Annotated in this window: 27 protein-coding genes; 14 read left to right on the top strand and 13 right to left on the bottom strand. The window is 72.8% G+C overall.

Going from position 1 to position 26969, the window contains the following annotated elements; all coding sequences use genetic code 11:
• Together KBB57_RS12970 and KBB57_RS12965 are read left to right on the top strand one after the other, a co-directional pair.
• The coding region (locus tag KBB57_RS12970; protein ID WP_290750823.1) for an MBG domain-containing protein at window positions 1-1827 on the top strand (1827 nt) is incomplete at its 5' end.
• A 14-nt stretch (window positions 1828-1841) separates the two neighbouring features.
• Entirely contained in the window at window positions 1842-3740 is a 1899-nt protein-coding gene (locus KBB57_RS12965; RefSeq protein ID WP_290750820.1) for a caspase family protein, read from the top strand.
• Window positions 3741-3839: 99 nt separating this feature from the next.
• Here the strand turns inward: KBB57_RS12965 and KBB57_RS12960 are convergent, their stop codons facing one another.
• The 5 genes from KBB57_RS12960 to yajC all read right to left on the bottom strand — a co-directional run bounded on the left by KBB57_RS12960 (window position 3840) and on the right by yajC (window position 8532).
• Window positions 3840-5036 (bottom strand): hypothetical protein, encoded by a 1197-nt coding sequence (locus KBB57_RS12960; RefSeq protein ID WP_290750818.1) that lies wholly within the window; start codon window positions 5034-5036, stop codon window positions 3840-3842.
• Between the two features lie 116 nt (window positions 5037-5152).
• Window positions 5153-5506, bottom strand: a complete 354-nt coding sequence (locus tag KBB57_RS12955; RefSeq protein WP_290750815.1) for an Mth938-like domain-containing protein — start codon at window positions 5504-5506, stop codon at window positions 5153-5155.
• A gap of 4 nt (window positions 5507-5510) precedes the next feature.
• On the bottom strand, window positions 5511-6473 hold the full coding sequence (secF, locus tag KBB57_RS12950) for a protein translocase subunit SecF (RefSeq protein WP_290750813.1): 963 nt from the start codon (window positions 6471-6473) through the stop codon (window positions 5511-5513).
• Between the two features lie 13 nt (window positions 6474-6486).
• Entirely contained in the window at window positions 6487-8154 is a 1668-nt protein-coding gene (gene secD, locus KBB57_RS12945; protein ID WP_290750810.1) for a protein translocase subunit SecD, read from the bottom strand.
• A gap of 54 nt (window positions 8155-8208) precedes the next feature.
• Window positions 8209-8532, bottom strand: coding sequence for a preprotein translocase subunit YajC (gene yajC, locus KBB57_RS12940; protein WP_290750807.1), 324 nt, complete (start codon window positions 8530-8532; stop codon window positions 8209-8211).
• A gap of 202 nt (window positions 8533-8734) precedes the next feature.
• Between yajC and KBB57_RS12935 the strand changes: the two genes are divergently transcribed.
• Window positions 8735-8920, top strand: coding sequence for a hypothetical protein (locus KBB57_RS12935; protein WP_290750804.1), 186 nt, complete (start codon window positions 8735-8737; stop codon window positions 8918-8920).
• A gap of 116 nt (window positions 8921-9036) precedes the next feature.
• Window positions 9037-9333, top strand: coding sequence for an I78 family peptidase inhibitor (locus tag KBB57_RS12930; protein ID WP_290750801.1), 297 nt, complete (start codon window positions 9037-9039; stop codon window positions 9331-9333).
• A 93-nt stretch (window positions 9334-9426) separates the two neighbouring features.
• Here KBB57_RS12930 and KBB57_RS12925 read toward each other — a convergent pair whose 3' ends face one another.
• Complete coding sequence (locus KBB57_RS12925) at window positions 9427-10563, bottom strand: MFS transporter (RefSeq protein WP_290750799.1); 1137 nt, start codon at window positions 10561-10563, stop codon at window positions 9427-9429.
• 150 nt (window positions 10564-10713) lie between these two features.
• Here KBB57_RS12925 and KBB57_RS12920 point away from each other — a divergent pair, with 150 nt between their 5' ends.
• Window positions 10714-12360 carry a DNA polymerase Y family protein gene (locus KBB57_RS12920; protein WP_290750797.1) on the top strand — a complete coding sequence of 549 codons (1647 nt, stop codon included), beginning with the start codon at window positions 10714-10716 and terminating at the stop codon, window positions 12358-12360.
• 71 nt (window positions 12361-12431) lie between these two features.
• Here KBB57_RS12920 and KBB57_RS12915 read toward each other — a convergent pair whose 3' ends face one another.
• Complete coding sequence (locus KBB57_RS12915; RefSeq protein WP_290750794.1) at window positions 12432-13031, bottom strand: Smr/MutS family protein; 600 nt, start codon at window positions 13029-13031, stop codon at window positions 12432-12434.
• A 3-nt stretch (window positions 13032-13034) separates the two neighbouring features.
• Window positions 13035-13700, bottom strand: coding sequence for a Tim44/TimA family putative adaptor protein (locus tag KBB57_RS12910; protein WP_290750791.1), 666 nt, complete (start codon window positions 13698-13700; stop codon window positions 13035-13037).
• A 125-nt stretch (window positions 13701-13825) separates the two neighbouring features.
• On the opposite strand from KBB57_RS12910, the gene KBB57_RS12905 reads away from it, so the two are divergent.
• Window positions 13826-14317, top strand: a complete 492-nt coding sequence (locus KBB57_RS12905) for an FxsA family protein (RefSeq protein ID WP_290750788.1) — start codon at window positions 13826-13828, stop codon at window positions 14315-14317.
• A 95-nt stretch (window positions 14318-14412) separates the two neighbouring features.
• Entirely contained in the window at window positions 14413-14898 is a 486-nt protein-coding gene (gene secB, locus KBB57_RS12900) for a protein-export chaperone SecB (protein WP_290750785.1), read from the top strand.
• A gap of 48 nt (window positions 14899-14946) precedes the next feature.
• Here the strand turns inward: secB and dnaQ are convergent, their stop codons facing one another.
• Genes dnaQ through KBB57_RS12880 form a run of 4 tightly spaced genes read right to left on the bottom strand, consistent with a single transcriptional unit; the run spans window position 14947 to window position 17680 of the window.
• On the bottom strand, window positions 14947-15630 hold the full coding sequence (gene dnaQ, locus KBB57_RS12895) for a DNA polymerase III subunit epsilon (RefSeq protein WP_290750782.1): 684 nt from the start codon (window positions 15628-15630) through the stop codon (window positions 14947-14949).
• Window positions 15631-15633: 3 nt separating this feature from the next.
• A complete protein-coding gene (gene coaE, locus KBB57_RS12890) occupies window positions 15634-16242 on the bottom strand; it encodes a dephospho-CoA kinase (protein ID WP_290750779.1) in 609 nt (202 codons plus the stop codon).
• Entirely contained in the window at window positions 16239-17084 is an 846-nt protein-coding gene (locus KBB57_RS12885) for a shikimate dehydrogenase (protein ID WP_290750776.1), read from the bottom strand. The genes coaE and KBB57_RS12885 overlap by 4 nt, the downstream gene beginning before the upstream one ends.
• Entirely contained in the window at window positions 17081-17680 is a 600-nt protein-coding gene (locus KBB57_RS12880) for a Maf family protein (RefSeq protein WP_290750773.1), read from the bottom strand. Before KBB57_RS12880 ends, KBB57_RS12885 begins: the two co-directional genes overlap by 4 nt.
• A gap of 567 nt (window positions 17681-18247) precedes the next feature.
• Between KBB57_RS12880 and hemJ the strand changes: the two genes are divergently transcribed.
• The 7 genes from hemJ (at window position 18248) to KBB57_RS12845 (ending at window position 25672) form a co-directional block, all read left to right on the top strand.
• Window positions 18248-18706 carry a protoporphyrinogen oxidase HemJ gene (gene hemJ / locus KBB57_RS12875; RefSeq protein WP_290750771.1) on the top strand — a complete coding sequence of 153 codons (459 nt, stop codon included), beginning with the start codon at window positions 18248-18250 and terminating at the stop codon, window positions 18704-18706.
• Between the two features lie 110 nt (window positions 18707-18816).
• Window positions 18817-20100 carry a transcription termination factor Rho gene (gene rho, locus KBB57_RS12870; RefSeq protein ID WP_290750768.1) on the top strand — a complete coding sequence of 428 codons (1284 nt, stop codon included), beginning with the start codon at window positions 18817-18819 and terminating at the stop codon, window positions 20098-20100.
• A gap of 10 nt (window positions 20101-20110) precedes the next feature.
• Window positions 20111-21412, top strand: coding sequence for a tRNA uridine-5-carboxymethylaminomethyl(34) synthesis GTPase MnmE (gene mnmE / locus KBB57_RS12865; protein WP_290750764.1), 1302 nt, complete (start codon window positions 20111-20113; stop codon window positions 21410-21412).
• Between the two features lies 1 nt (window position 21413).
• Window positions 21414-23312 carry a tRNA uridine-5-carboxymethylaminomethyl(34) synthesis enzyme MnmG gene (mnmG, locus tag KBB57_RS12860; RefSeq protein WP_290750763.1) on the top strand — a complete coding sequence of 633 codons (1899 nt, stop codon included), beginning with the start codon at window positions 21414-21416 and terminating at the stop codon, window positions 23310-23312.
• Window positions 23309-23944: a 16S rRNA (guanine(527)-N(7))-methyltransferase RsmG gene (gene rsmG / locus KBB57_RS12855; protein ID WP_290750760.1), complete on the top strand. Its 636-nt coding sequence runs from the start codon at window positions 23309-23311 to the stop codon at window positions 23942-23944. Before mnmG ends, rsmG begins: the two co-directional genes overlap by 4 nt.
• Window positions 23937-24749 (top strand): ParA family protein, encoded by an 813-nt coding sequence (locus tag KBB57_RS12850; protein WP_290750754.1) that lies wholly within the window; start codon window positions 23937-23939, stop codon window positions 24747-24749. The genes rsmG and KBB57_RS12850 overlap by 8 nt, the downstream gene beginning before the upstream one ends.
• An 11-nt stretch (window positions 24750-24760) precedes the next feature.
• Complete coding sequence (locus KBB57_RS12845) at window positions 24761-25672, top strand: ParB/RepB/Spo0J family partition protein (RefSeq protein WP_290750751.1); 912 nt, start codon at window positions 24761-24763, stop codon at window positions 25670-25672.
• Between the two features lie 82 nt (window positions 25673-25754).
• Here the strand turns inward: KBB57_RS12845 and hemW are convergent, their stop codons facing one another.
• Window positions 25755-26921 carry a radical SAM family heme chaperone HemW gene (gene hemW, locus KBB57_RS12840; RefSeq protein ID WP_290750891.1) on the bottom strand — a complete coding sequence of 389 codons (1167 nt, stop codon included), beginning with the start codon at window positions 26919-26921 and terminating at the stop codon, window positions 25755-25757.
• Window positions 26922-26969: the final 48 nt, after the last annotated feature.

The raw sequence follows: 26969 nt of genomic DNA, 5'->3' as shown, positions 1-26969 counted from the left end.
CTGCGCAACGGCGACACCGTCACGGTGAGCTTCTCCAGCGACGGCGCCGCCGCGACGGCAGAGGTGGGCGGCTACGACATCGACGTGGACGCCGTGGACGGACAGAGGATCGGCAACTACGTCATCAGCCCCGATCCGCCTGTCCCCGGAACCCTGACGGTCACCCCCGCGACCCTGACGATCGACGTCGGCGACGACACCAAGATCTATGGCGACGTCTACGACCTCGGCGACGTCGACTACACGGTCAACGGCCTGCGCAACGGCGACACCGTCACGGTGAGCTTCTCCAGCGACGGCGCCGCCGCGACGGCAGAGGTGGGCGGCTACGACATCGACGTGGACGCCGTGGACGGACAGAGGATCGGCAACTACGTCATCAACCCCGATCCGCCTGTCCCCGGAACTCTGACGGTCACCCCCGCGACCCTGACGATCGACGTCGGCGACGACACCAAGGTCTATGGCGACGTCTACGACCTCGGCGACGTCGACTACACGGTCAACGGCCTGCGCAACGGCGACACCGTCACGGTGAGCTTCTCCAGCAACGGCGCAAGGGCCACCGCGGGCGTGGCCGACTTCGACATCAACGTGAACGCGATCGACGGCGAGAGGATCGGCAACTACGTCATCAACCCCGATCCGCCCGTCCCCGGAACCCTGTCGGTCACCCCGGCGCCGCTGACGATCACCGTCGGCGACGACAGCAAGGTCTATGGCGAGAGATCCAACCTCGGCGACGTCGACTACACCGTATCCGGCTTGCGCAACGACGACGTGGTCGACTTCGCGGTATTCACCAGCAACGGCGCCGCCGCGACCGCCAGCGTCGGCGACTACGACATCCTCCTCGACCCCTCCAGCCTGGAGGGGCTGGGGCTCGCCAACTACTACCTCGATCCCGACCCGGCCAACCCCGGCACGCTGACCGTCACCCCGGCGCCGCTGACCCTCACCGCCGACGACCAGACCAAGCGCTTCGGCAAGCGCTTCGTCTTCGCCGGCGACGAGTTCTCGGTCGCGGGACTCCGGAACGCCGACCGGGTGAACTCGGCGACGCTCTCCAGCGAGGGCGCGCCGGGCGGGGCCGCGGTCGGCGACTACGACATCGACATCGGCGCGGCGCGCGGGATCGGGCTCGGCAACTACGCCATCTCCTACGAGACCGGCACGCTCGCGGTCGAGAGCCAGCCAGCCCCGCAGACGAACGTGGTCTCGCTGCTGCCGCAACGGATCTTCGTCCTGCCGAACCCGCCCGACGAGATCGTGCTCGCCTTCGCGACGGGCGGCCCGGGCGGCGGGGGCGGGGTCGCCGGGGGCGGCCGCCCGCCGGAGCCGCTCGGCGCGGCGCGGCCGGGCGACGTGCTGGCCTGGCTCGCCGACGCCTCGACCCGGCTGGAGGCCGAGGCCGAGGCCTGCCGGCAATCGCTCACCGACGCCGACACCTACCTCGCCTGCCTCGGCGTCGCGCTCGACGGCTACGCCGCAGCGATCGACGCGCGCCTGCTCGAGCTGCCGCCGCGGCTGCACGGCGTCGCGGCGACGATCCGCGCCGCGAGCGCGGCCGTCCGCCGGGCCGGCGAGACCGCCGCGCGCCGGCTCGCAACCGCGGGGTCCGACGCGGAGGTCGAGGCGATCGAGCGCGAGGCCATCGAGACGGCGCTCGCCGCGGTGCAGGCCGCCGCGCGCGAGGTCCGCGCCTCGATCACGCTCCTGCGCGCCGACGAGCCGCAGCTCGCCAGCGTCACCGAGGCGCAGGGCGAGGAGATCGCCGACGCGCTCGACTCCGTCGCCGACGGCCTCATCCGCGCCGTCGGGCTCTGACCGACGGCGCGGCCATGTGGCTCCGCCGCCTCTGCCTCGCCATCGCCGCGCTCCTCCTCGCGGCGGCGGCCGGCGCCGAGACCCGGGTGGCGCTGGTGATCGGCAACGGCGGCTATGCGAGCCTGCCCCGGCTGGAGAACCCCACGACCGACGCGGCGGACATCACCGCCGCGCTGCGCCGGCTCGGCTTCACCGTGACGCAAGGCAAGGACCTCGGCCGCGACGCCATGCAGGCGGCGATCGCGAGCTTCCGGCAGGCGGCGTCCGGGGCGGACGTCTCGCTCTTCTACTACGCCGGCCACGGGTTCCAGATCGACGGCCGGAACTACCTGCTCCCCGCGGACGCGGCGATCGCCGGCACGGCGGACGTCGCGCGCTGGGCCATCCCCCTCGACACGGTCACCGCCGGGATCGGGGGCGGCGGCGCGCATCTCGTCTTCCTCGACGCCTGCCGCGACAACCCGCTGCGCGGCCTCGGCGCGGCGCCCGTGCCGGACGGGCTCGCCCAGGTCGGCGACGCGGCCGGGTTCCTCTACGTCTTCGCCACCCAGCCCGACAACGTCGCCTATGACGGGCTGGGGCGGAACAGCTACTTCGCCGGGGCGCTGCTCGGCCACATGGAGACGCCGGGGCAGGACATCGCCTCGACGCTGATCGCGGTGCGCCGCGACGTGCTGGCGGCGACGGGCGGCAAGCAGATCCCGTGGGAGAACTCCTCGCTCACCCGCCAGTTCGCCTTCGCCCCCGGCGACGAGGCCGCGCCCGTCGACACGCTGCTCTGGCAGGTGGCCTCGGCGGCGGGCGACCGCACGCTGGCGGAGCTCTATCGCGAGCGCTTCCCCGACGGCGCCCATGCCGGCGAGGCCGACGCCTTCCTCGCCACCGCGCCCGAGACGCGCAACCTCGACCAGCCGCTCGCCCCGAGCCTCTCGGACGCGCTCTGGGAGGTGGCCCGGCGGCTGCGGCTCCGGGCGCTGGTCGAGAGCTACCTCGCCCGCGAGCCGGAGGGCCGCCACGCCGCCGACGCCCGCGAGATGCTGGTCGAGCTGCCCCCGGACGACGCGGAGGCGCCCGAGCACGCCTGCGAGCGCCTCGCCACCCACAACCGCGACGCCACCGCGACCGCCGCCGGCGTGCCCTTCAAGGACCTCGTCCAACATGCCGCGGCCGCCGTCGAGGCCTGCGGCAAGGCCGCGTCGGCAAATCCGGACATGCCCCACTTCACCGCGCTGCTCGCCCGGGCCACCGCGGCGTCGGGCGACATGGCGGAGGCGGAACGGCTCTACCGTGAGGCCGCCGAGGCGGGCGACGTTCGCGCCATGGTCAGCCTCGGGCTCATCGTCGAGGCGACCGACCCCTCGTCGGCGCTGGAATGGTACGAGCGCGCCGCCGAGGGCGGCGGCGCAGACGGCGCCATCAACGTCGCGGTGGCGCTGATCGACGGCCAGCTCGTGCCGAGGGACATTCCCCGGGCTGTGGCGCTGCTGCGAGGCGCTTCGGACAACGGCTCGGCAATCGCGACTTTCGATCTCGGCAATCTTGCCGCGAAGGGTCTCCTTCCCGGAGGCGATCTGGCCGCGCTCGCCTACTATCGCCACGCCGTCGCGCTTGGGGATCCGCGCGGCAACAGCGCCGCGGCGAACCTGCTTGAGCTCGGCGAAGGCGGCGTGGTTCGCGATCCGGCCGGAGCCGCGGCGCTGATCCTCGCCGGCTATGCGTCCGACACTGGCCAGACCCGAGATATGCTCTTGCAGAAGCCCACGCCCTGGTCCTCGGAGACGGTGCGGACCGTCCAGTCCCTTCTCGCCCAGCGCGGGCTCTACGACGGCCTGAACGACGGCAAGATCGGGCCGCAGCTGATGCGGGCGCTGGATGCTTGGCGCGCCGGCGGCATGTTCCAGGCTGGAGGCTAGAGCGGAGTCCGTTCCGGTTGAGCCGGGCCGTCCGCTCTAGGGTCTTGAATTTGCGCAATGTCTTGATTACCGGACGAGTCCGTCCGGTCGGACATTGCTTTAGCCGAGCGTCGCGGCGAGCCAGTCGAAGACGCGTTGGTTCCGCAGGGTCGGGGCGAGGGGCTCGCAATGCCCGGCGCCGCCCTCGGCCGTGGTGAACGGAACGAGGGTCTTCGGGCAGGTGAGCATGGCGAGGAGCTCCTCGCCCTGCCCGGGCCAGAACTGCTCGTCGTCGGGCGAGGCGATGAGGACAGGGCAGCGGATCCTGTCGGCGACGCCGGCGAGGTCGTAGCCGCGGACGGCGGTGAAGAGATCGAAGACGTCGGCGATGCCGTAGGGCTCGGACCGCTTGGCGATCTCGAAGGCGAGCGCCGGCGGGGTCTCGCGGGCGCCCTCGGCCATCCAGGCGTCGAACGAGGCGCGGTCGCCCTTGTCGAGGAAACCGACCATCTCGGGCGGCAGGTTGGCGTACCAGCTCGCCCAGACCCGGGTCACGCCGGGATCGGCGACGATGGCGGCAAGCCGCGGCTCGAAGGCGGCGGCGCGGGGAACCCAGTAGCCCGCCTGGCTGACCCCGAGGAGCGCGACCCGGGCCGGATCGACGCCGGGATCGGCGAGGGCGAAGTCCAGGACGGGCGAGATGACCGCCTCCCAGTCGGGGCGGAAATGGAGCTTGTCCTCGTAGAGCGCGGCGCCCTGGCCCGGGCCGTCGAAGATCAGCGCGCTCCAGCCGCGCTCGAGGGCGGCGACGCCGCCCGCGACGAGCATGTCGGTCGCGGTGCCGTCGCTGCCATTGTTGAGGATGGCGAGGGGGCGCGGCCCCGGCGCGGCGGCGGGATCGAGCCAGTAGCCCTTGAGGGCGCCGCCCTCGTAGGGGATCGCCACCTTGCGCGCCGGGGTCGGCCAGAGCGCGATGGCGCGGTCGAACGCGGTGCGATGGGCGCGCCAGCTCGCCGGGCCCCGCGACGGGTCGCGCGTGCCGAGGACGAAGAAGAAGGCCATGCCGTGATACTTCGAGGCGCGCAGCCAGGCCTCGAGGGCGGAGGCCTTGTGGCCGGCGGCCTCCGCCCCGGCGGCGATGGCGGCGACGCGCTCGGCGGTGGCGGTCCAGGCGTCGAACCAGGAATCGAAGTCGCCGTCCTTGACCGTGTCGGCGGTGGCGAGGACCTCGCCGGCTTCGGCGCAGCGATAGGCCACGGCGCCGAGGGCGATGCGGGTCTCGAAGTCGAAGCCGGGGTGCTGGAAGAAGCGTGCCATGGGAGCCGAGGCTAGAGCGGAAAGCCGGGCGTCTCAAGATGGAGAGGCGCGCCCCGGAGCCCTGCCCCCGCAGGCTCCGGCGAACCCCCGCGGAATCGGGCCGCCGGCGCGCGGCGTCACACCGGCATCAGGCCCGCGGCGATGCGGCGGCCCTCGGAGAGGAGCACGTTGTAGGTCCGGCAGGCGGGCGGCGTCGCCATGATCTCGACGCCGATCCCCGCCGCCTCCAGCGCGGCGCGCAGGGCCGGGTCGAGGGGCCGGATCTCCGGCCCCATGCCGAGGAACAGCACGTCGAACCGGCCGGCCTCGGCGAGGAACGGGGCGATGTCGGGCAGGCCGCCCCAGGCCGCGAGGCCGGAGGGCAGCAGCGCCTGCGGACCCTCGCGGACCTCGCCGGCGATGCGGAAGAAGCCGGGGCCGTAGCCCTCGACCGGCGGCGCGCCCTCATAGCGGATCTCGGTGATCCGCACCCCGTCAGGCCCCGGACTTGCGGAGCTTGCCCTCGGCCTCCCCGGCCTTTCCCGACCAGTCGCGCTTGACCCCGAACCACAGCACGATGGCGCTCGCCACCCAGATCGAGGAGTAGGTGCCGACGACGATGCCGAAGATCGACGCGAAGGCGAAGCCGAACACCACGGGGCCGCCGAAGAACAGGAGCGAGAACAGCGCGATCAGCGTGGTGACCACGGTCATCGCCGTGCGGCTGAGCGTCTCGTTCAGCGCGAGGTTGATCACCTCCTTGAGCGGCGTCCGCTTGTACTTGCGCAGGTTCTCGCGGACGCGGTCGAAGACGACGACCGTGTCGTTGATCGAGAAGCCGATGATCGTCAGCAGGCCCGCGACGATGGTCAGGTCGAACTCCAGTTGCAGGAGCGAGAACACCCCGACCGTCACCACGACGTCGTGGAGCAGCGAGACCACGGCGCCGATGGCGAACTGCCACTCGAAGCGCAGCCAGACGTAGACCATGACCGCGGCGAGCGCGAGGCCGACGGCGAGGACGCCGGTCCAGACCAGCTCGCCCGAGACCTTGCCGCCGACGGTGTCGACCTGCAGATAGGTCGCGCCCGGGAAGGCCACGTCGATCGCCGACTGCACCCGCGCCACCGGGTTGGTGTCGTGGGCCACCTCGTCGCCGAGCGTGCCGATGCGCATGAGCACCACCTGCCCGCCGGAGCCGCCCGAGGCCTCGGTCACCGCGACGTCGCCGACGTCGAGCCCGCTCAGCAGCTCGCGATACTCGGAGATGTCGCGATGCTCGGGGAATTCGGCGAGGATCAGCGTGCCGCCGAGGAAGTCGACGCCGAAGTTGAGGCCGCGGATCGGCAGGATGACGAAGGTCGCGATCGTGCCGATGAGCGAGACCGCAAGCCAGAAGCGCATCGGCCTGAAGAAGTCGAAGTTGGTATGGTCCGGGACCAGGCGCAGGAGCTTCATGTTCGGCGCTCCGTCAGATCGTCAGCGTCTTGGGACGACGCTTGTCGTACCACCAGGAGACGATCAGCCGCGACAGCGAGATCGCCGTGAACATAGAGCACAGGAGGCCGAGCGCCAGCGTGATGCCGAAGCCGCGCACCGGGCCCGCGCCCATCGCGTAGAGGATGCCGGCGACGATCAGCGCGGTCAGGTTGCCGTCGAGGATCGGCGACTGCGCGCGGTCGAAGCCGAGCTCGATGGCGCGCGCCGGGCCGCGGGCGGTCTTCACCTCCTCGCGTATGCGCTCGTAGATCAGCACGTTGGCGTCGACCGCCATGCCGATCGAGAGGACGAGGCCGGCGATGCCCGGCATGGTCATCGTCGCGCCGAGGAGCGTCATCAGCGCCATCAGGAGCACGATGTTCATGATCATGCCGAACGAGGCGATGATCCCGAAGATGCCGTAGGTCGCGGTCATGAAGCAGATGATGCCGACGAAGGCGGCGATGGCCGCCGCCTCGCCGGAGCGGATCGAGTCGGCGCCGAGCTCCGGCCCGACGGTGCGCTGCTCCAGCACCTTGATCTCGGCCGGCAGCGCGCCGGCGCGCAGCAGGATGGCGAGCTGGCTCGATTCCTCCGGCGTGAAGCTCCCCGTGATGATGCCGGTGCCGCCGGGGATGTGGCTCTGGATCACCGGGGCGGAGATCACCTTGTTGTCGAGCACGATGGCGAAGGGCGAGCCGATATGCGCCGCGGTATAGGCGCCGAAGGCGGCGCCGCCCTGCGGGTTGAAGCGGAAGTTGACCGCCGGGCGCTGGTTCTGGTCGAAGGTCGGCTGGCTGTCGACAAGCTGCTCGCCGGTGACCACCGGGTGGCGGTCGAGCACATAGAGGACGCCGGTCTCGTCCATGCTCGGCAGCACGATCTGGTCGAGCCCGGGCTGCACGTTGGCGTCGGTGGTGCGGCTGATCACCGGGTGGAAGGCGAGCCGCGCCGTCTGGCCGATCACCGCCAGCAGCTCCTCGGCCGATCCGATGCCCGGGACCTGCACCAGAATGCGGTCGGCGCCCTGGCGCTGGATCGTCGGCTCGCGGGTGCCGCTCTCGTCGACGCGGCGGCGGATGATCTCGAGCGACTGGTGCATCACCCGCTCGTTCATCGCGGCGATCTCGGGGTCGCTCATGGTGACCACGACGACGTCCGTCCCCTCGGCGCGGGCCACGAAGTCGCGGCTGCCGGCGCCGGTGATCGAGAACACCGGCTGCGAGACCTGGGCGACGATGTCGAGCGCCGTCTGCATCCCGGCGGGCTCGCCGATGCGGACGCGCAGCTCGTTCGGCGGCCCGTTCATCCGCCGCACCGTGCCGACCTGCTCGCGCGCGTCGCGCAGCTTGTCGCGCAGCTCGGGCCACAGCCCCTCGAGCCGCTCGGCCTGCGCCTCGGGGAGCTGCACCTCGACGAGGAGATGCGCGCCGCCGCGCAGGTCGAGCCCCAGCGGCACCAGCTTCGAGGGCAGGAAGGCCGGCCAGCCGTCCATCGCGGCCTGCAGCTCCGGCGTCACCGCCGCGCCGGCGGCCACGGCCGCGCGGGCGTCGTTGGCGCGCTCCACCCGGCCGTAGAAGGCGTTCGGCATGGCGATCAGCACGCCGATCACGCAGACCGCCAGGATCAGCACGCGCTTCCAGATCGGAAAGTTCATCATCTCGGGTCAGTCCCCCGCGCCGGGCCGCCCGGGCCGGGCGCGCCTCGAGCCGCCTCAGGCCTCGGCGGGCTCGGTCTTGCTCAGCACCTGCGAGATCGTGCTGCGCACCACCCGCACCTTGACGTTGGGGGCGACCTCGACCTCGAGCTCGGCGTCGCCCACCTTCACGACCTTGCCGATCATGCCGCCCGAGGTGACCACCTGGTCGCCCCGGCGCAGCGCGTCGACCATCGCCCGGTGGTCCTTCAGCTTCTTCTGCTGCGGCCGGATCATCAGGAAGTACATGATGACGAAGATGAGGATGATCGGCACGAAGCCGAGCAACCCTCCGGCGGCGCCGCCGGCGGCGGCCTGGGCATAGGCGGGCGTCACGAGCATTCCGGTCTCCCCCTTCGGGCGTTCCCTATCGACGCGGCGAAGCGGGCCGCGCCCGGCCCCGGCCGAAAACTGGCGCGGAACCTATCCGCGGCCCCCGGGCTTTGCAAGGCGAGGCGGACGCCTGCGCCGCCCCGGCCGGGCACGCCTGCGCGAGCGGCGGCGCGGGCGCGGGAACCTCGCGCGCCGTCGGTCGTTGGGGGGCATGAACAGAAAGAACGTGATCCTTCTCGAAAGCCTGCTCGCGCTCGGGGCCGTCGCGGCGCTGGGGGTGGCGGCCGTCGTCGGCTTCCGCCGCAACGACGGGCGCCTGCTGCTTGCCCGACCGGTCGATGACGACCCGCCGGAGCCCCCGCGTCGCCGGCCCCGCCGGAAGGCGCGGCAGGCCTGAGGCGACGCCGGGCAGGTTTCCGCCGCCCGGCGTCGCCGACCCCTTGCCGCCGGCCGGGGCCGCGTGATTGGGTGCCGCCATCCCGCCCCGGCGGACGCGCAGGAAGGATCGAGCCCATGACCAAGACGTACGCCCTCGCGGCCGCAGCCCTCCTCGCCGGCCTCGCCGCCTGCACGCAGGAGGGCGCCGACGGGACCGCCGCCGCCGCGCCGGGCGCCTCCGCCGACGCCTGCGGCGCGGCCGGGCTCCAGTCGCTCGTGGGAACCTCGGTCGGCTCCCTTGACGCCTCGGCGCTGCCCGAGCCCCGCCGGGTGATCTTCCCCGGCCAGCCGGTGACGATGGACTACCGCGAGGACCGGCTCAACGTCGAGATCGGCAAGGACGACAAGATCGCCCGCGTCTACTGCGGCTGAGGTCCTCCGCCTCGTCGCCTCGCCCCGGGGCTCGGGAGCATCGGGCGCCGGATCTCCGGCGCAAGGCGGCGACGGCGCCTTTCCCCAGGGGATCTACTGCCGCCGCCCCGCCGCCACGCGCGCCAGCAGCGCCGCCGGACCCACCGGCGCCAGCAGCGCGAGGGCGGCCGGCAGGCCGACGACGCTCGCCATCAGCCCGATGAACGGCGGCCCGATCAGGAACGCGGTGAACGCCGTCAGCGCCAGCGTGGCCACGTTCTTCTCCGGCGGCTGGCCCGGCAGCGGCGCCACCATCGACATCGTCAGCGGATAGACGTTGGCGCAGCCGAGCCCCACCAAGGCCGCAAAGGGCATCGACAGCCACACCTCCCGCGACAGCGCAAAGCCGAGGATCGCCGCCGCCATCGCCAGCGTCGAGGCGAGGATCACCGGCCCGGCCCCGAAGGCCTCGGCCAGCCGGTCCCCCGCGAGCCGGCCGCAGGCCATGGCCAGCGCGAACACCGAGAAGGTCGCCGCCGTCACGAACGGACTCGCGCCCACGTGCTCGCGCAGGAGCAGCGCCGACCACTCCATCATCGCCCCCTCGATCAGCAACGCCCCGAGCGGCGCGAGGCAGAGGAGCAGGAGCGCCGCCGACGGGACCGCGAAGCCCCGCGACGGCGCCGGGGCCCGGGGCGCGTCCGGGATCAGCAGCCAGCCCGCGAGGATGGTCGCCGCCGCGAAGAGCGGCTGCAACAACAGCTGCTGCTGCAGGAACGACGCGTCCGCCTGCGCGAAGGCCCCGCCGATCAGCGCCCCGATCACCGTGCCGAAGCTCCAGAAGGCGTGGCACCGCGTCATCACCCGCCGCTGCAGCGCCGCCTCCATCTGGCTTGCCTTGGCGTTCATCGCCACCTCGATCGAGGCGATGCTGAGCCCGCAGACGAAAAGCGCCAGCCCGAGCGTCGCCGCGTCCCGCGCCAGCGCCGGGCCGATGAAGCTGACGAGGAAGGCCGCGCCGCCCCAGGTCGCCGTCGCCTTCAGCCCGGCCCGATGCACGACGCGGTTCACGGTCAGGAAGCCGACCATCGTCCCCACCGGCATGGCGAAGAGGCACAAGGACAGCGTCAGGATGTCGAGCCCGAGAGCGGCCTTCACGTCTGGGATGCGCGGAAACCAGACCGATAGCCCGAGCGCATTCATCGCGAAGACGAACTGAAGGGCGATAAGTCGCGTCAGAGGCGAAGGCATCGCCGAATTCCGTATCCCGAATGCCGGGTTGCGTCCAGCAGAACGCAGGCCCGCAAGCCGCCGGCTCGGCGGCCCGCCGCCTATCGGCAGGACTCGACTCCGCTGCCCCGAGCGTGAACATAATGAGAACATCTGCATCCCGAGTCGCCCGTGCCGTCGCCCCGCCGCATCCTGTCGATCTGGTTCCCCCGCCTCGCCGCCGAGCGGATCCTCCGCGGCGAGCCGCTGCTCGCGGCCACGCCGCTCGCGGTGATCGGCGACGCGGGAGGGGCGCTCCACCTCGCCAGCCTCTCCGCCGCCGCCGAGACCGCCGGGCTGCGCCGCGGCATGGCGCTCGGCGACGCGAGGGCCATTCGACCCGACCTCGTCACCCGGCCGGAGAACCCGGCGGCGGAGCGCGCCTTCCTCGCCGCCCTCGGCCGCTGGGCCGGGCGGTTCTCGCCCTGGATCGCCGTCGATCCGCCGGAATCGCTGGCGCTCGACATCTCCGGCTGCGCCCGGCTCTTCGGCGGCGAGGCCGGGCTCCTCGCCGCGGTGGCGGAATCGGCCGGGGACATGGCGCTGACGGCGCGCGCCGGGATCGCCGACACGCTCGGCGGCGCCTGGGCGCTCGCCCGCTTCGTCGGGGCCGAGACCGGGGTCCGCCATGCCGGCGACGCCATCGACCAGGAGGCCCGCGCCACCCGGTCGCGGGCGCAGAAGCGCCGCTGGGAGCGCGGCGGCCCGCCGCCGCCGCCGGCCCTGCCGCCGTTCCCGCCGCCGACGCGGATCGCCCCGCCGGACGAGACCTACGGCCATCTCGCGACGCTGCCGGTCGGGGCGCTGCGGATCACCCCGGACGCGGCCGAGGCGCTGCGCCGGCTGGGCCTCGCCCGCATCGGCGACATCGCCGGCCTGCCGCGGGCGCAGCTGGCGCGGCGGTTCGGGCCGGAGACGCTGCTCCGCCTCGACCAGGCGCTCGGCCGGGCGCCAGAGCCGATCTCGCCCACCTCGCCCGACCCGATCCTCGCGGTGCGGCTGACGCTGCCCGAGCCGGTCGGGCTCGAGGCCGACGTGCTCGCCGCGATCGACCGGCTGCTGCCGCCGCTCTGCGAGCGGCTGCGCGCCGCCTGCCTCGGGGCGCGGCGGGCGCGGCTGACGCTGATGCGGGTCGATCGCGCGGCCGAGGTCATCGACGTCGGCCTCGCCCGACCGACCGACACGCCCGAGGCGATCCGCTCGCTCCTCGCGCTGAAGCTCGGCGGCGTCGACGCGGGCTTCGGCATCGAGGCGCTGCGGCTCGAGGCGCTGGCCACCGAGCCCGTCCTGCCGCGCCAGCAGCACGCCCTGGGCGGCAGCCCCCCGGAGGTGGCGCAGCAGAAGGCGCTCGACGACCTGATCGGCCGGCTCGGGGCGCGGCTCGGGCTCGACCGGGTCGCCCGGCTGCACCCGGCCGACAGCCATATCCCGGAAAAGGGCTCGACGGTGATGGCCGCCGCCTTCGCCCCGCCCGCCGGCCCCTGGCCGCGGCCGCCCGCGCCGCGGCCGGCGGTGATGCTGCGGCCCGAGCCGGTCCGGCCCGTCGACGACGCGCGGCCGCCGCAGCGGTTCGTCTGGCGACGGCGGGAATGGCGGCGCGCCATCGCCTTCGGCCCGGAGCGCATCGCCCCGGAATGGTGGCTCGACGACCCCGCCTGGCGCGCGGGCCCGCGCGACTACTGGCGGGTGGAGACGACGGAGGGCCAGCGGCTCTGGCTCTACGAGGTGCGCTCGCGCGCCGGCTCCGGCGGCTGGTTCGCCCAGGGGATCTTCCTGTAGCGAGCGGGCGGGACAGGGGTTACAGCGTCATTATATCAAACACATGACCCCTTCGCCCGCGTGCGAAGTTGCTACCGGTTGCGCCTCAGGTAGACGTAGTAGGCCCCCCCGCCGCCATGGCGGAAATGCGCCGGCGCGACCTGGAGCACCTTTCCCCCGAGCGGCGGCGCGGCCAGCCAGTGCGGCGCCGCGTGCCGCAGCGCCCCCCGGCGGTGCGGGGCCAGGGGATCGCCCTCCCGCCCCTTGCCGGTGATGACGAGGACCAGCCGCAGCCCGCTCGCCTGCGCCCCGAGGATGAACCCGGTCAGCGCGCCATGCGCCCGCTCCAGGGTCATGCCGTGCAGGTCGAGTCGCGCCTCCGGCTCCATCCGCCCCCGCCGCAGCCGCTCGAACCGCCGCCGGTCCATGTGCGGCCCCGCCTCGGCCAGCGCCCCGTGGGGATCGGCCGCGAGATCGACCCGGACCAGCGGCTCCGCCGCCGGCTTGCGCGGCCGCAGCGCCAGCCGCGGCGGCGCCGCCGCGGCGACCGGGACGGGAACCGGCACGACAGGGTCGGGCAGGGCGGCCTCCGCCAGCGCCCCGGCCGCGGCGGCGGGGCGCAGCGGAACCGTGGTCTCCGCCACCCGCCGCCACAGCTCCGCCTCCTCGGGGGAGAGCCGGCGGCGCGGCATGGCTCAGGCGCCGGTGCCGGTGAGCAGCCAGTTCGGGTTGTCGGACGTCATCACCCGGGTGAAGGTCCAGACGTCGCGCTGCTGCTTGATCTCCTTGGGATCGCCCTCGACCACGGCGCCGGACGGATCGCGCACCACCGAGGTCAGCTCGCCGAGGAACCGCACCGAGACGTCCCCCTCGGCGCTCTGCGGGTCGAAATGCGCGTCGACCACGCTCACCTCGCGGATGCCGACGAAGTCGGCCTGCACCGTCAGCCCCTTGGCCCGCCGCCCCTCGATCGCGTCGGCGAAGGACTGGTAGACGTCCGGCGCGAGGAACTCCCGGAGCGTGTCGAGGTCGCCGTTCTCGAAGGCCATCACGATCATCTCGTAGGCCTGCCGCGCGCCATGGGTGAACTCCTGGACATTGAAGCCCGGATCGGCGCGCTTCATCGCCGCGAGCGCCTTGCCGGCGTCGCTCTCCGGATCGACGAAATCGGCGATGTCGGGGTCCGGCCCGCCGCCCTCGATCACCTCGAACGAGCGGTCCCGCCGCGACGGCTGCGCCGGCGCAGGCACGCTCGGCGGCTTCTCGAAGCCGCCGCGGGTGCCGAGCACGCTGCGCAGCCGAAGAACCAGGAACAGCGCGATCCCCGCTAGAATGATGATCTGGATCATCTGTGAGCCCATCGGGCGCCCTTCTTAAGATTCCGCGGCCGAAACGATGGCGCCCGGCCGTGACGCCACCTATGTAGGATCCGGAGCGCCGCAAGTCCATGCAGCGGCGGCGGATGGGAGGACGACGGACCGACGCGATGCCGATCATGCTTGCCCTGCTCGCGCTGCCGATCGTCGAGATCGCGCTTTTCATCATCGTCGGAGGCTGGATCGGCCTGTGGCCGACGCTCGGGCTCGTGGTCCTCGCCGGCCTCGTCGGCGTGACGGTGATCCGGGCCCAGGGCGCGCAGGCCTTCGAGCGGCTGCGCGCCGCGGCGGCGGCCGACAAGGACCCTAGCGGCCCGATGGCGCACAGCGCGCTCCTCGTCGTCGCCGGCCTCCTCCTGATCGTGCCCGGCTTCTTCACCGACGCCCTCGGCCTCCTGCTGCTCATCCCGCAGGTCCGGGCGGCGGCGATCCGGCGCTTCGCCGGCAAGGTGCGCGGCCAGACCGTGGTCTTCTCGACCCGGGGCGGCGAGGGGCCGCGGCGGCCGCGGGACGGCGACGCGATCGAGGTCGACTACGAGGTCCTCGACGACGTCCCCCCGGCGGAGCGCGGGGCCTCCGGCTGGACGCGCTCGCCGAACTGAGCCGTTAGCCTTGACGGGCGGGCCGCGTTGTGGCGACCCCGGGCGCGTGCTAGAGCCACGGGCGGAACAAGGCAAAATTCGCGAGGAACGACCCCATGGCCGAGCACGAGAACGGGGCGGCCGCCCCCGAGCAGCCGCAGCCGCGGCTGCAGATCATCAACCAGTTCATCCGCGACCTGTCCTTCGAGAACGTCGCGGTGCAGAAGGGCGCGCCCACGGACGGCAAGCCCGAGGTGAAGGTCACCATCAACCTCGACGCCGCCAACCGCGGCTCGGACCAGTACGACGTCGCGCTGAAGCTCAAGGTCGACAGCCACGTCAGCGGCACGCCGCTCTTCATCCTCGAGCTCGACTATGCCGGCCGCTTCCTGATCCAGGGCGTGCCGCAGGAGCAGCTGCATCCGCTGCTGATGATCGAGTGCCCGCGGCTGATCTTCCCGTTCCTGCGCCGGATCGTCTCGGACGTGACCCGCGACGGCGGCTATCCGCCGCTGAACCTCGAGATGATCGACTTCATGACGCTCTACCGCCAGGAGCTCGCCCGCCGCCAGGCCGAGGCCCCGAAGACCGCCAACGCCTGATCGCCGGAACCGGCATCCCCGCGGCCGCTGGCCGGCCGCGGGGGACCTTCAGCCCGGCCGCGCCCAGATCGCGGCCTCGCCCAGCTCGGCGATGAAGCGGGCATGGGCCTCCGCCTCGGCGGCGGTGAGGCGCGGCGGCAGCGGACGCGGGCGCGGCGGCACGATCCACGCCCCGGCGGCGAGCGCCGGGCCGGCGACCACCGTCAGCGTCAGGTCGGGCTGCCGGCCGCCGATCAGCTCGAGATAGACCTCGGCCAGCAGCTCGGAATCGAGCAGCGCCCCGTGCTTCACCCGCCCCGAATTGTCGATGCCGAAACGCCGGCACAGCGCGTCGAGCGTGTTCGCCGCGCCGGGAAACCGCCGCCTGGCGAGATCGAGCGTATCGAGGGCGCGGCCGGGGGCGAGGAGCGGCCGTCCGCACCAGCCGAACTCGGCGTTGAGGAAGCGGATGTCGAAGGCAGCGTTGTGGATGACCAGCCGTCCCTCGCCGAGGAAGGCGAGGAAGTCGTCGGCCACCGCCGCGAAGACCGGCTTGTCGGCGAGGAAGGCCGTGGTCAGGCCATGCACCGCCACCGCCTCCTCCGGCACCGCGCGCTGCGGGTTGACGTGGGCGTGGAAGGTCCGGCCCGTCGGCATGTGGTTGACGAGCTCGACGGCGCCGAGCTCGACGATGCGGTCGCCGGCGGCGGGATCGAGCCCGGTGGTCTCGGTGTCGAGGACGATCTCGCGCATGTCCTACCCCCTTTTGCCGGCGGTCAGCCGCTCGACGAGATCGCGCACCTTCTCCCGCGCGGCGTCGACGCCCTCGTGGGTCTCGATCATGTGATCCGCCCGCCGGCGCTTCTCCGCATCGGGAACCTGCCGGGCGAGGATGCGCTCGAAGGCCTCGACGCTCATCCCCGGCCGCGCCAGCACCCGCGCCCGCTGCGCCTCCGCCGGCGCGCTCACCACCAGCACGGCGTCGAGCCCCGCCTCGGCGCCGGTCTCGTAGAGAAGCGGGATGTCGAGCACGACGAGCGGCGCGGCGGCGTTGGCCGCGATGAAGACGGCGCGGTCGGCGGCCACGAGCGGATGGATGCGCGCCTCGACCGCGTCGAGAAGCGCAGGCTCCGCGAGAACGGCGGCGCGCAGCCGCTCGCGATCGACGGCGCCGTCGGACGCGATCGCGTCCGGGACCAGACCGGCCAGCGCCGCTCCGCCAGCGCCGCCGGGCCCGTAGAGCCGATGCACCGCGGCGTCGGCGTCCCAGACCGGCACGCCCTCCGCGGCGAAGGCGGCGGCGGTGGTGGATTTCCCCATGCCGATCGAGCCGGTCAGGCCGAGCAGGAAGGGCCGGCCGCTCACGACGCCAGCACGGCCCGGCGCAGGTCGTCGTCGACCTCCGGCGCGCGGCCGAACCAGCGCTCGAAGCCCGGCGCGCCCTGGTGGAGCAGCATCCCGAGCCCGTCGACGATGCGCAGGCCGCGGGCGCGCGCCTCGACGAGGAAGGGCGTCACCAGCGGCGTGTAGACGATGTCGGTGACGAGCGCGCCCGCCGGCGCCGCGTCGAGCCGCACCGGCAGGCCCTCGTCCTCGCCCATGCCGAGCGCGGAGGTGTTGACGATCGTCGCCGCGCCGGCGGCGGCCTCCGCCGCGCCCTCCCAGTCGACGACGACGATCCGCGGCCCGAAATGGTCGCGCAGGCCCTCGGCGCGGGCGCGGGTGCGGTTGGCGAGGCGGATCTCGGGCGCGCCGTCCTCGAGCAGCGCGGCGATCACCGCCCGCGACGCCCCGCCCGCGCCGAGGATCAGCGCCGGACCGGCCGCGGCGCTCCAGCCGGGCGCGGCCTGCCGCAGGTTGCGGACGAAGCCGTAGGCGTCGGTGTTGTCGGCCTCGAAGCCGCCATTCGCGTCAAAGGTCAGGGTGTTCGCCGCCCCGATCAGCTCCGCCGTCGGCGTGGCGCGCGCGGCGAGCGCCAGCGCCGCCTCCTTGTGCGGGATCGTCACGTTGACGCCGCGAAACCCGAGCTTCGGCAACGCCGCGAGCGCCGCCGGCACGTCCTCCGGCCGGACGGCGAGCGGCACGTAGTGGCCGCGGATGCCGTAGCGGGCGAGCCAGTGGCCATGGAGCTGCGGCGAGCGCGAATGGCGGATCGGCCATCCCAGGACGCCGGCGAGGAGCGGGACCGCGGGGGCGGGCTCGGTCATTCGAGGAGGATCCTCCTGGTGCGCAGGAAGCCGAGCAGCTCGAGGAGCGGCAGGCCCAGCACGGTGAAGAAGTCGCCCTGGACGCGGGAGAAGAGCTGCGCCCCCTCCGCCTCCAGCCTGTAGGCGCCGACGGTGTCGAGGACCGCATCGCCCTGGCGGTCGAGATAGGCGGCGAGGAACGCCTCGCCGAACGGCCGCATGGCGAGCTGCGCCCGCCCGACATGCCGCCAGACCGGCGCGCCGTGCTCGAAGGCGACGGCGGCGGAGAAGAGCTCGTGCGTTTGTCCGCGCAGCGCCCGGAGCTGCGCGGCGGCGTCGGCGCGGTCGATCGGCTTGTCGAGGAGCCTGTCGCCGAGGACGAGAACCTGATCGGCCCCGAGGACGAGCCTGTCGGGGCGACGGCCGGCGACGCGTTGCGCCTTCAGCTCGGCGAGCGCGGCGGCGACGTCCCGGCCGGGGGCCCCCTCCGCGGCGAGGGCGGCCTTGACCGCGGCCTCGTCGACGGCGGCCGGAACGACCTCGAACGGCACGCCGGCGCCCGCCAGCATCGCGGCGCGGGCGGCCGAGCGCGAGGCGAGGATCAGGGGCGCGGACATGCGGATCTCCGGCGCGACGGCGCCCGCCCGTTCTCGCGACGTCGCGCCCGGGACGCAAGGCCGGCCGGGGCGGCCCGCTGGGCGCGGCGCAGAAAAATCTATGGGCAGATCCGTGGATAAGTCGGGGCGAGACGGGGGCGAAGCCTGTGCGCGACCGGCGCCGCCGCGGTTTCGCCCGGCTCGCCGCGGAGTCGCCCACAGGGAAATCCTTGCCGGCGGGCGGACGCGCGACGGCTTAGGATAACTCGCCCTGCGCTGCAAAAACCGGGCGAATGGGACCGCGAAACGCATTGTGGATCATTTTATGTCACGTCTGCAACTAATTGATTACATTAACGTATTCAGAACAATCCACAACCTTGGGTGGTGTTATGCGGCGCGACGTCACGTCAAGGATAATGTGGATAAGATTGTGGGCAGACATCGGGCGACCGGTTAATTCCCACAACTCACGGCCCTGCTTTCTTAACCATTCAGAAAGGATTCCTGTCTGGAAGGAAGAGGCAGGACGGCCCGGTTGCGTGGACCTCAGGATGTGCTAGGCGGACCTCCCGAGACGCGGAGGCGATGGTGGGAGCGGTGCTGGCGACGCTCTATCCCTGGACGAAGACGCTCCACATCGTGGCGATGGTGGCGTGGATGGCGGGGCTCTTCTATCTGCCGCGGATCTTCGTCTATCACGCCGAGCGGGCGCCCGGGCCCGGGGAGCTCTCCGAGACCTTCAAGGTCATGGAGGCGAAGCTGATGCGGGTAATCATGCGGCCGGCGATGATGGCGACCTGGAGCTTCGGGATCCTGCTCGCGGCGACGCCGGGGGTGGTGAGCTGGGGCAGCGATGTCTGGATCTACGTCAAGCTCGCGGCGGTGCTGGCGCTGTCGGCCTTTCACGACTGGCTGGAGCGGCGGCGGCGGGACTTCGCCCGGGACGCCAACCGGCTGGGCGGGCGGACCTATCGGGCGATGAACGAGGTTCCGACGCTTCTCCTCCTCGTCATCGTCACCATGGTCGTGGTGCGGCCGTTCTGAGGGGGCATGGATTTGACAAGGCGGGGAAACTGTGACAACGAGGCAGAGCAGGCGCCGTCCGGCCGCCGTGTTTCCCCGTCTCCCGCGATTTGAAGGCGTTCCCCGGTCCCATGGATCTATCGACCGATTTCCAGCAGCTGTCCCTCGCCGAGCTGAAGGCGAAAAGCCCCGCCGACCTCCTCCGCCTCGCCGAGGAGCTCGAGATCGAGAACGCGTCCTCGATGCGCAAGGGCGACATGATGTTCGCCATCCTCAAGGACATGGCCGAGGAGGGGGTGGAGATCTCGGGCGACGGCGTGCTCGAGGTGTTGCAGGACGGCTTCGGCTTCCTGCGCTCGCCGGAGGCGAACTACCTCGCCGGCCCCGATGACATCTATGTCAGCCCGAACCAGATCCGGAAGTTCTCGCTCCGTACCGGCGACACCGTCGAGGGCGTGATTCGAGCTCCGAAGGAGGGCGAGCGCTACTTCGGGCTGGTGAAGGTCAGCCGGATCAACTTCGAGGATCCGGAGAAGGCGCGCCACAAGGTCCATTTCGACAACCTGACGCCGCTCTATCCCGACGAGCGCATCAAGCTCGAGATCGAGGACCCGACGATCAAGGACCGCACGACGCGGGTGATCGACCTGGTGGCGCCGATCGGCAAGGGCCAGCGCGGGCTGATCGTCGCGCCGCCGCGCTCGGGCAAGACGGTGATCCTGCAGAACATCGCCGCCTCGATCGAGCGGAACCACCCGGAATGCTTCCTGATCGTGCTGCTCGTCGACGAGCGGCCGGAGGAGGTCACCGACATGCAGCGCTCCGTCAAGGGCGAGGTGGTGGCCTCGACCTTCGACGAGCCGGCGACGCGGCACGTCGCGGTCGCCGAGATGGTGATCGAGAAGGCGAAGCGGCTGGTCGAGCACAAGCGGGACGTGGTGATCCTGCTCGACTCGATCACCCGGCTGGGACGGGCCTACAACACCGTCGTGCCGTCGAGCGGCAAGGTGCTGACCGGCGGCGTCGACGCCAATGCGCTGCAGCGGCCGAAGCGGTTCTTCGGCGCGGCCCGTAACATCGAGGAGGGCGGGTCGCTGACGATCATCGCCACTGCGCTGATCGACACCGGCTCGCGCATGGACGAGGTGATCTTCGAGGAGTTCAAGGGCACTGGCAACTCGGAAGTCGTGCTCGACCGCAAGATCGCCGACAAGCGAGTATTCCCGTCCATCGACATCCTCAAGTCCGGCACGCGCAAGGAAGAGCTGCTTGTCGACAAGAACGACCTCACGAAGATGTTCGTTCTTCGGCGCATTCTCAACCCGATGGGCACCACGGACGCCATCGAGTTCCTGCTCGGCAAGCTGAAGCAGACCAAGACCAACTCCGAGTTCTTCGAGTCGATGAACAGCTGACGGGGGCGGCATGGCGGCGACGATCTTCGCGCAGGCCACGCCGCCGGGCCGCTCCGGGATCGCCGTCATCCGCATCTCGGGCCCGCGCGCGCGTGCCGCGGCGGCGGCGCTCGGCGCCGGCGGGACGCCGGAGCGGCGGGCGGTGCTGCGGCGGCTTGTCGATCCGCGCGACGGCCGGCCGCTCGACGATGCGCTGGTGCTGCGCTTCGACGGGCCGCGGAGCTTCACCGGCGAGGACAGCGTCGAGCTGCATCTGCACGGCGGGCCGGCGGTCTGCCGCTCGGTCGCCGATGCGCTGGCGGCCGAACCGGAGTTGCGGCCGGCCGAGCCGGGGGAATTCGCCCGACGCGCGCTGCTGAACGGGCGGATTGATCTCGCTCAGATCGAGGGGCTTGGCGACCTGCTCGCCGCGGAGACGGCGGCGCAGTCGCGACGGGCGCTGGAGCTTATGGATGGCGGCCTGTCGCGGCAGGCCGCGGCGTGGCGCGAGCCGTTGGTGCGGGCGCTGGCGCTGGTCGAGGCGGGGCTGGACTTCGCCGACGAGGATCTGCCGGGGGATCTCGTCGCCGAGTCGGTGGCGGCGCTCGACGGCGTCGCAGCAGCCATGCGTCGGGAGCTTGTCGGCAGCGGGGCGGCGGAGCGGTTGCGGCTGGGATTCGAGGTGGCGCTGGTCGGGCCGCCAAACGTCGGAAAATCCACTCTTCTCAACAGGATAGCCGGAAGGGAGGCCGCGATCGTCTCGGCCGTTCCGGGCACCACCCGCGACCCGATCGAGGTGCGCATGGAGGCTCGCGGCCTGCCGCTGACGCTGGTGGACACCGCCGGCCTGCGCGACCCCGGCGACTCCGTCGAGGCGATCGGCGTGGAGCGCGCCCGCCGGCGGGCCGAGGCCGCCGACCTCCGGGTGTTTCTGGTCGAGACGCCGGAGGACACGGAGGCGCTCGGTTTGAGCGTCGGCCCGGAGGATATCATAGTCCTCGCCAAGGCCGACCTGACCCCCGGCCGCCGCGAGCCCTCGGTGTCGGGCCGCACCGGCGCCGGCATAGCGGTGCTGGTGGACCGCATCGCAACGGTGCTGGAAACGCGCAGCGCTACCGCCGGAGCGGTCGGCCACGAGCGCCAGCGCGTCGCCGTCGAGCAATCCGAGCAGGCGATTCGCCGGACCATCGTCCTCCTCCACCCCGACCCGGACCTCGACCTCGCCGCGGAGGAGCTGCGCGCCGCGCTGCGGGCGCTCGACGTGCTGGTCGGCAAGGTCGGCGTCGAGGACGTGCTCGACGTCATCTTCGCCCGGTTCTGCATCGGCAAATGAGATGTTTCACGTGAAACACCCCGAGCCCCGTCCCGCCCTCGACGTCATCGTCATCGGCGGCGGCCACGCCGGCTGCGAGGCCGCTGCCGCCGCCGCCCGCATGGGCGCTGCCGTCGCGCTGGTCACCCAGGATCCCGCCCGCATCGGCGAGATGTCCTGCAATCCCGCCATCGGCGGCCTCGGCAAGGGCCACCTCGTCCGCGAGATCGATGCGCTCGACGGCCTGATGGGCCGGGTCGGCGACCGCGCCGGCATCCAGTACCGCCTGCTCAACCGCAGCAAGGGACCTGCCGTGCAAGGCCCGCGCGCCCAGGCCGACCGCGACCTGTATCGCCGCGCCATGCAGGCCGCCCTGCGCGCCGAGCCCCGCCTCCGCATCCTCCCCGGCGAGGCCACCGACCTCCTCCTGTACGGCGACCGCGTCCACGGCGCCGTCCTCGCCGACGGAACGCAGCTCGCCGCCCCCCAGGTCGTGCTCACCACCGGCACCTTCCTGCGCGGAGTCATCCACCTCGGCGAGACCCGCATCCCCGCCGGCCGCGCCGGCGAGGCCCCCTCCGTCCGGCTCGCGGAGCGCATCGCCGACATCGGCCTTCCGCTCGGCCGCCTGAAAACCGGCACGCCGCCGCGCCTGCGCCGCGCCACCATCGACTGGAGCCGACTCGAATCCCAACCCGGCGACCCCGACCCGACCCTGCTCTCCTTCCTCTCGACCGCCCCGCAGGCCCCGCAGGTCGACTGCGCCGTCACCCGCACCAACCCCGCGACCCACGCGATCATCGCCGCCAACATCGCGCGCTCCCCGATGTACGCCGGCCGCATCTCCGGCCCCGGCCCGCGCTACTGCCCTTCGGTCGAGGACAAGGTCATGCGCTTCCGCGACCGCGACTCGCACCAGATCTTCCTCGAGCCCGAGGGCGTCGCCAGCGACCTCGTCTATCCGAACGGCATCTCCACCTCCCTCCCGGAGGAGGTCCAGCTGGCCCTCGTCCGCTCCATCGAGGGCCTGGAACACGCCGAGATCGCCCGCCCCGGCTACGCCATCGAGTACGACTACGTCGACCCGCGCAGCCTCGACGCCACCCTGCGGGTGAAATCCGTCCACGGCCTGCGCCTCGCCGGCCAGATCAACGGCACCACCGGCTACGAGGAGGCCGCGGCGCAGGGCCTCCTCGCCGGCCTGAACGCCGCCGCTGAGGCGCTCGACAGGGATTCCGTGACCTTCGACCGCGCCGAAGCCTATCTCGGCGTCCTAATCGACGACCTGATCACCCGCGGCGTCACCGAGCCCTACCGCATGTTCACCAGCCGAGCCGAGTACCGCCTCAACCTGCGCGCCGACAATGCCGACCAGCGCCTCACCCCGCGCGGAACCGCGATCGGCTGCGTCTCCGAGACCCGCCGCGTCGCCTTCGAGCGCAAGGCCGAGGCCGTCGACAAGGTCCGCGCCGCGCTTACCGCCACCGCTACCCCGAAAGAAGCCGCGGCGCTCGGCGTCACCGTCGCGCAGGATGGCGTCCGACGCCTGCTTCTCGAGCTGCTTGGCCATCCCGACGCCGACCACGCCGCCATCGCCCGCCATGCCGGCCTCGACCCGGGCGCGGCTGCCCCGGCGCTGGAGCAGATCGCCCGCGACGCCCGCTACGCGCCCTACCTGCAACGCCAGAGCGAGAGCGTGGAGGCGCTCCGCCGCGAGGAGGCCCTGGAGCTCCCCGCCACGCTCCCCTACGCCACCATGCCCGGCCTTTCCTCCGAGCTTCGCGGCAAGCTCGACCGCGTCCGCCCCCGCACGCTCGCCCAGGCCGGCCGCATCGAGGGCATGACCGCCGCCGCCCTGACCCTGATCCTCCTCCATGCCCGCCAGGCGCAGCGCGAGGACCGCCGGGCCGCCGGCGCGTGATCGGCCCCGTCACCGACGCCAAGGGCTTCGCCGACGCCTTCGGTGTTTCACGTGAAACATCGGAGCGCCTGCAAGCCCTGCACGACCTCGTGCTGAAGTGGAATCCCCGCATCAACCTGATCAGCCGCGCCGACACTCCCGACCTCTGGCGCCGCCACATCGCCGACTCCGCCCAGCTCTGGGCCCTCGCGTCCCGCCACGCCCGCCGCTGGGCCGACCTCGGCGCCGGCGCCGGGTTCCCCGGTCTCGTCATCGCCGCCCTTGCCGCCGAGCAAAACCCCGATCTTCGCGTGACCCTCGTCGAAAGCGACGGCCGCAAGGCCGTCTTCCTCGCCGAGGCCGCCCGCCGCATGGACCTCGCCATCGACCTCCGCGACGCCCGCGCCGAGGCCCTGCCGCCCCTCGCCGCCGACGTCATCTCCGCCCGTGCCTTCGCTTCCCTCGACGCGCTCCTTGCCCACGTCGAGAAACACCGCCGCCCCGCCGGTATCGGCTTGTTCCCGAAGGGCCGGGGGGTGCATAAGGAGATCGAGGCCGCAGGCGCGAGGTGGCGATTCGACCACCGCCTGCACAGCAGCGCCACCGATCCGGAGGCCGCCATCGTGGAAGTGGGAGCCCTGTCGCGTGTCTGAGTCCCCGTCGCGCCACGTCCTCGCCATCGCCAACCAGAAGGGCGGGGTCGGCAAGACCACCACCGCGATCAATCTGGCCACCGCCATCGCCGCCGCCGGGGCTCGGGTGCTGCTGATCGACCTCGATCCGCAGGGCAACGCCTCCACCGGCCTCGGCGTCCCGACCGCCAGCCGACGCTTCACCTCCTACGACTTCCTCTTCGACGCGACCACCGGGCCTGAGGCGGCCTCGACCGGCGTCCCGAACCTGAGGGTAATCCCCGCCACGCCGGATCTGGCCTCCGCGGACGTAGATATGGTGGGAGATGCCCGACGCACCTACAAGATGAAGGACGCCCTCACGCACCGCGCCGCGCCCCTCGGCCCCTTCGACCACGTGCTGATCGACTGCCCGCCCTCGCTCAACCTGCTGACGATCAACGCGCTCGTCGCCGCGCATTCGGTGCTGGTGCCGCTGCAATGCGAGTTCTTCGCGCTCGAGGGCCTGTCGCAGTTCATCCGCACCGTCCAGTCGGTGCGCGCCGCCTCCAACCCGGGCCTGCGCATCCAGGGCGTGGTGCTGACCATGTTCGACCGCCGCAACAACCTGTCGAGCCAGGTCGCGCAGGACGTGCGCGAGAACCTCGGCGGCCTCGTCTACGAGACGGTGATCCCCCGCAACGTCCGCCTCAGCGAGGCGCCGTCGCATGCCGTTCCGGCGGTGATCTACGACCGCGCCTCCAGCGGCGCGGTCGCCTACCAGAAGCTGGCGGCCGAGTTCCTGGCGCAGTTGCGCCGCGACCGGCAGGTCGCCGAGCCGGCCTGAGGAGGAGCGCGATGGAGAAGAAGGGTCTCGGGCGCGGCCTGTCGGCGTTGCTCGCCGACATGGGCGCAGAGATCGGCGCCGGCATGGGAGCCGCCCCCGCGGACCCCGCCGCCGAGGCGCCCGCCCGGTCGGCGGGCGCCGCCGGCCCGCGCACGGTGCCGATCGACCGCATCCGCGCCAATCCCGACCAGCCGCGCCGCATCTTCGACGACCGCGAGCTGCAGGAGCTCGCCGCCTCGATCCGCGAGAAGGGCGTGATCCAGCCGCTGATCCTGCGCCCCTTTCCCGGCGCGCCGGAGGCCTTCCAGATCGTCGCCGGCGAGCGCCGCTGGCGGGCGGCGCAGATCGCCGGCGTCCACGACCTCCCGGCCGTGGTCCGCGATCTCGACGACGCCGAGGTGCTGGAGCTGGCGCTGATCGAGAACGTCCAGCGCGCCGACCTCAACCCGGTCGAGGAGGCGCAGGCCTACCGCCAGCTGATGGACCGCTTCGGCCACACCCAGGAGCGCCTCGCCGAGGGCCTCGGCAAGAGCCGCAGCCACATCGCCAACGTGCTGCGCCTGCTCACGCTGCCGGAGGCGGTCATCGAGCACCTGCGCGCCGGCCGCATCAGCGCCGGCCATGCAAGGGCGCTGGTCACCGTCGCCGATCCCGAGGCGCTCGCCCGCATCGTCATCGCCCGCGGCCTCTCCGTCCGCCAGACCGAGGCGCTCGCCCGCGGCGCCGCGGCGCCCCGCTCCGCCGCCCGCCGGCCCGAGGCGGCCAAGGACGCCGACACCCGTGCGCTGGAGGCCGACCTGACCGCCAACCTGCGCCTGCCGGTCAGCATCCTGCACAAGCCCGGCGGCAGCGCCGGCGAGCTGCGCATCCGCTACGCCAACCTCGACGAGCTCGACGGCCTCTGTCAGCTCCTGTCGCGCTAGAACGAACCCCGGCCGGTCGACGCCGGGCCAGCGCCCTCCGTCGTCGCCGCCGGACGGCCCCGTCCGGCCGTGAATCGATAACCTACTGATCAAAAAGGCGTTTCAGCACCGCATTCAGCACCGGTCGCCCCGCCTCGGTCGCCCGGATCCGCCCGTCCCCGACCGTGACCAGCCCGAGCTCCTCCAACTCCGCCACCGCGCCTGCGTCGAACCCCCGCCCCGCCAGCCGGGCGTACCGCGCCATCTCGACCCCCTCGCCGAGCCGCATCCCCATCATCGCCATCTCGACCGCCTGCTCCGCCGGCGCGACCGCCTCCCGCCGCGTCGCCCCGCCGCCCTCCGCCGCCACCAGCCATTCCTCCGGTCCCCGCGGCCCCTCCGTCGCCCAGCGCCGCCCGCCGACGCTCACCCGTCCATGCGCCCCCGGCCCGACCCCGACATAGTCGCCGTATCGCCAGTAGACGAGATTGTGCCGCCCCTCCGCCCCCGGCCGCGCATGGTTCGACACCTCGTAGGCCGCCATCCCCGCCGCGGCGCAGGCCTCCTGCGTCGCGAGATACAGATCCGCCGCCAGCCCCTCGTCCGGCAGCCCCCGCAACCGCCCCCGCGCCGCCAGCGCCCCGAACGCCGTTCCCGGCTCGATGGTCAGCTGGTAGAGCGACAGGTGATCCGCCGCCATCGCCATCGCCTCCGCCAGCTCCGCGCGCCACGCCGCCACGTCCTGCCCCTGCCGGGCATAGATCAGGTCGAAGCTGATGCGCGGAAAGATCGCCCGCGCCGTCTCGAACGCCGCCCGCGCCGCCGCCACGTCATGGAGCCGCCCCAGCGCCCGCAAATCCGCGTCGCGCAGCGCCTGCACCCCCAGCGACAGCCGGTTCACCCCCGCCGCCGCATAGCCCCGGAACCGCCCCGCCTCCACCGAGGTCGGGTTCGCCTCCAGCGTCACCTCCGCCCCCTGCTCCAGCCCCCAGCCCGCCGCGATCGCCTCCAGCACGGCGGCCACCGTCTCCGGCGCCATCAGGCTCGGCGTGCCGCCCCCGAAGAACACCGAAGCCACCTTCCGCCCCGGCGTCTCCGCCGCCGCCGCCGCGATCTCCCGCGCCAGCGCCCGCCGCCAGCGCCCCTGGTCCACCCCGGCGCGCACATGGCTGTTGAAATCGCAATACGGGCACTTCGCCGCGCAGAACGGCCAGTGGACGTAGACCCCGAACCCCCCGGCCCGCCAGTCCTCGTCCGCCTGTCGGCCCACGTCCCTCGGTCGGTCTGCGTCCCCCCGCCGGTCCGCGCCTCCCTCGAT

Origin of the sequence: Amaricoccus sp. (assembly GCF_017993425.1) — a bacterium.
Lineage (GTDB): Bacteria > Pseudomonadota > Alphaproteobacteria > Rhodobacterales > Rhodobacteraceae > Amaricoccus.
Note: the sequence above shows the minus strand (reverse complement) of the source record. Positions and strands in the feature narration are given on the sequence as shown.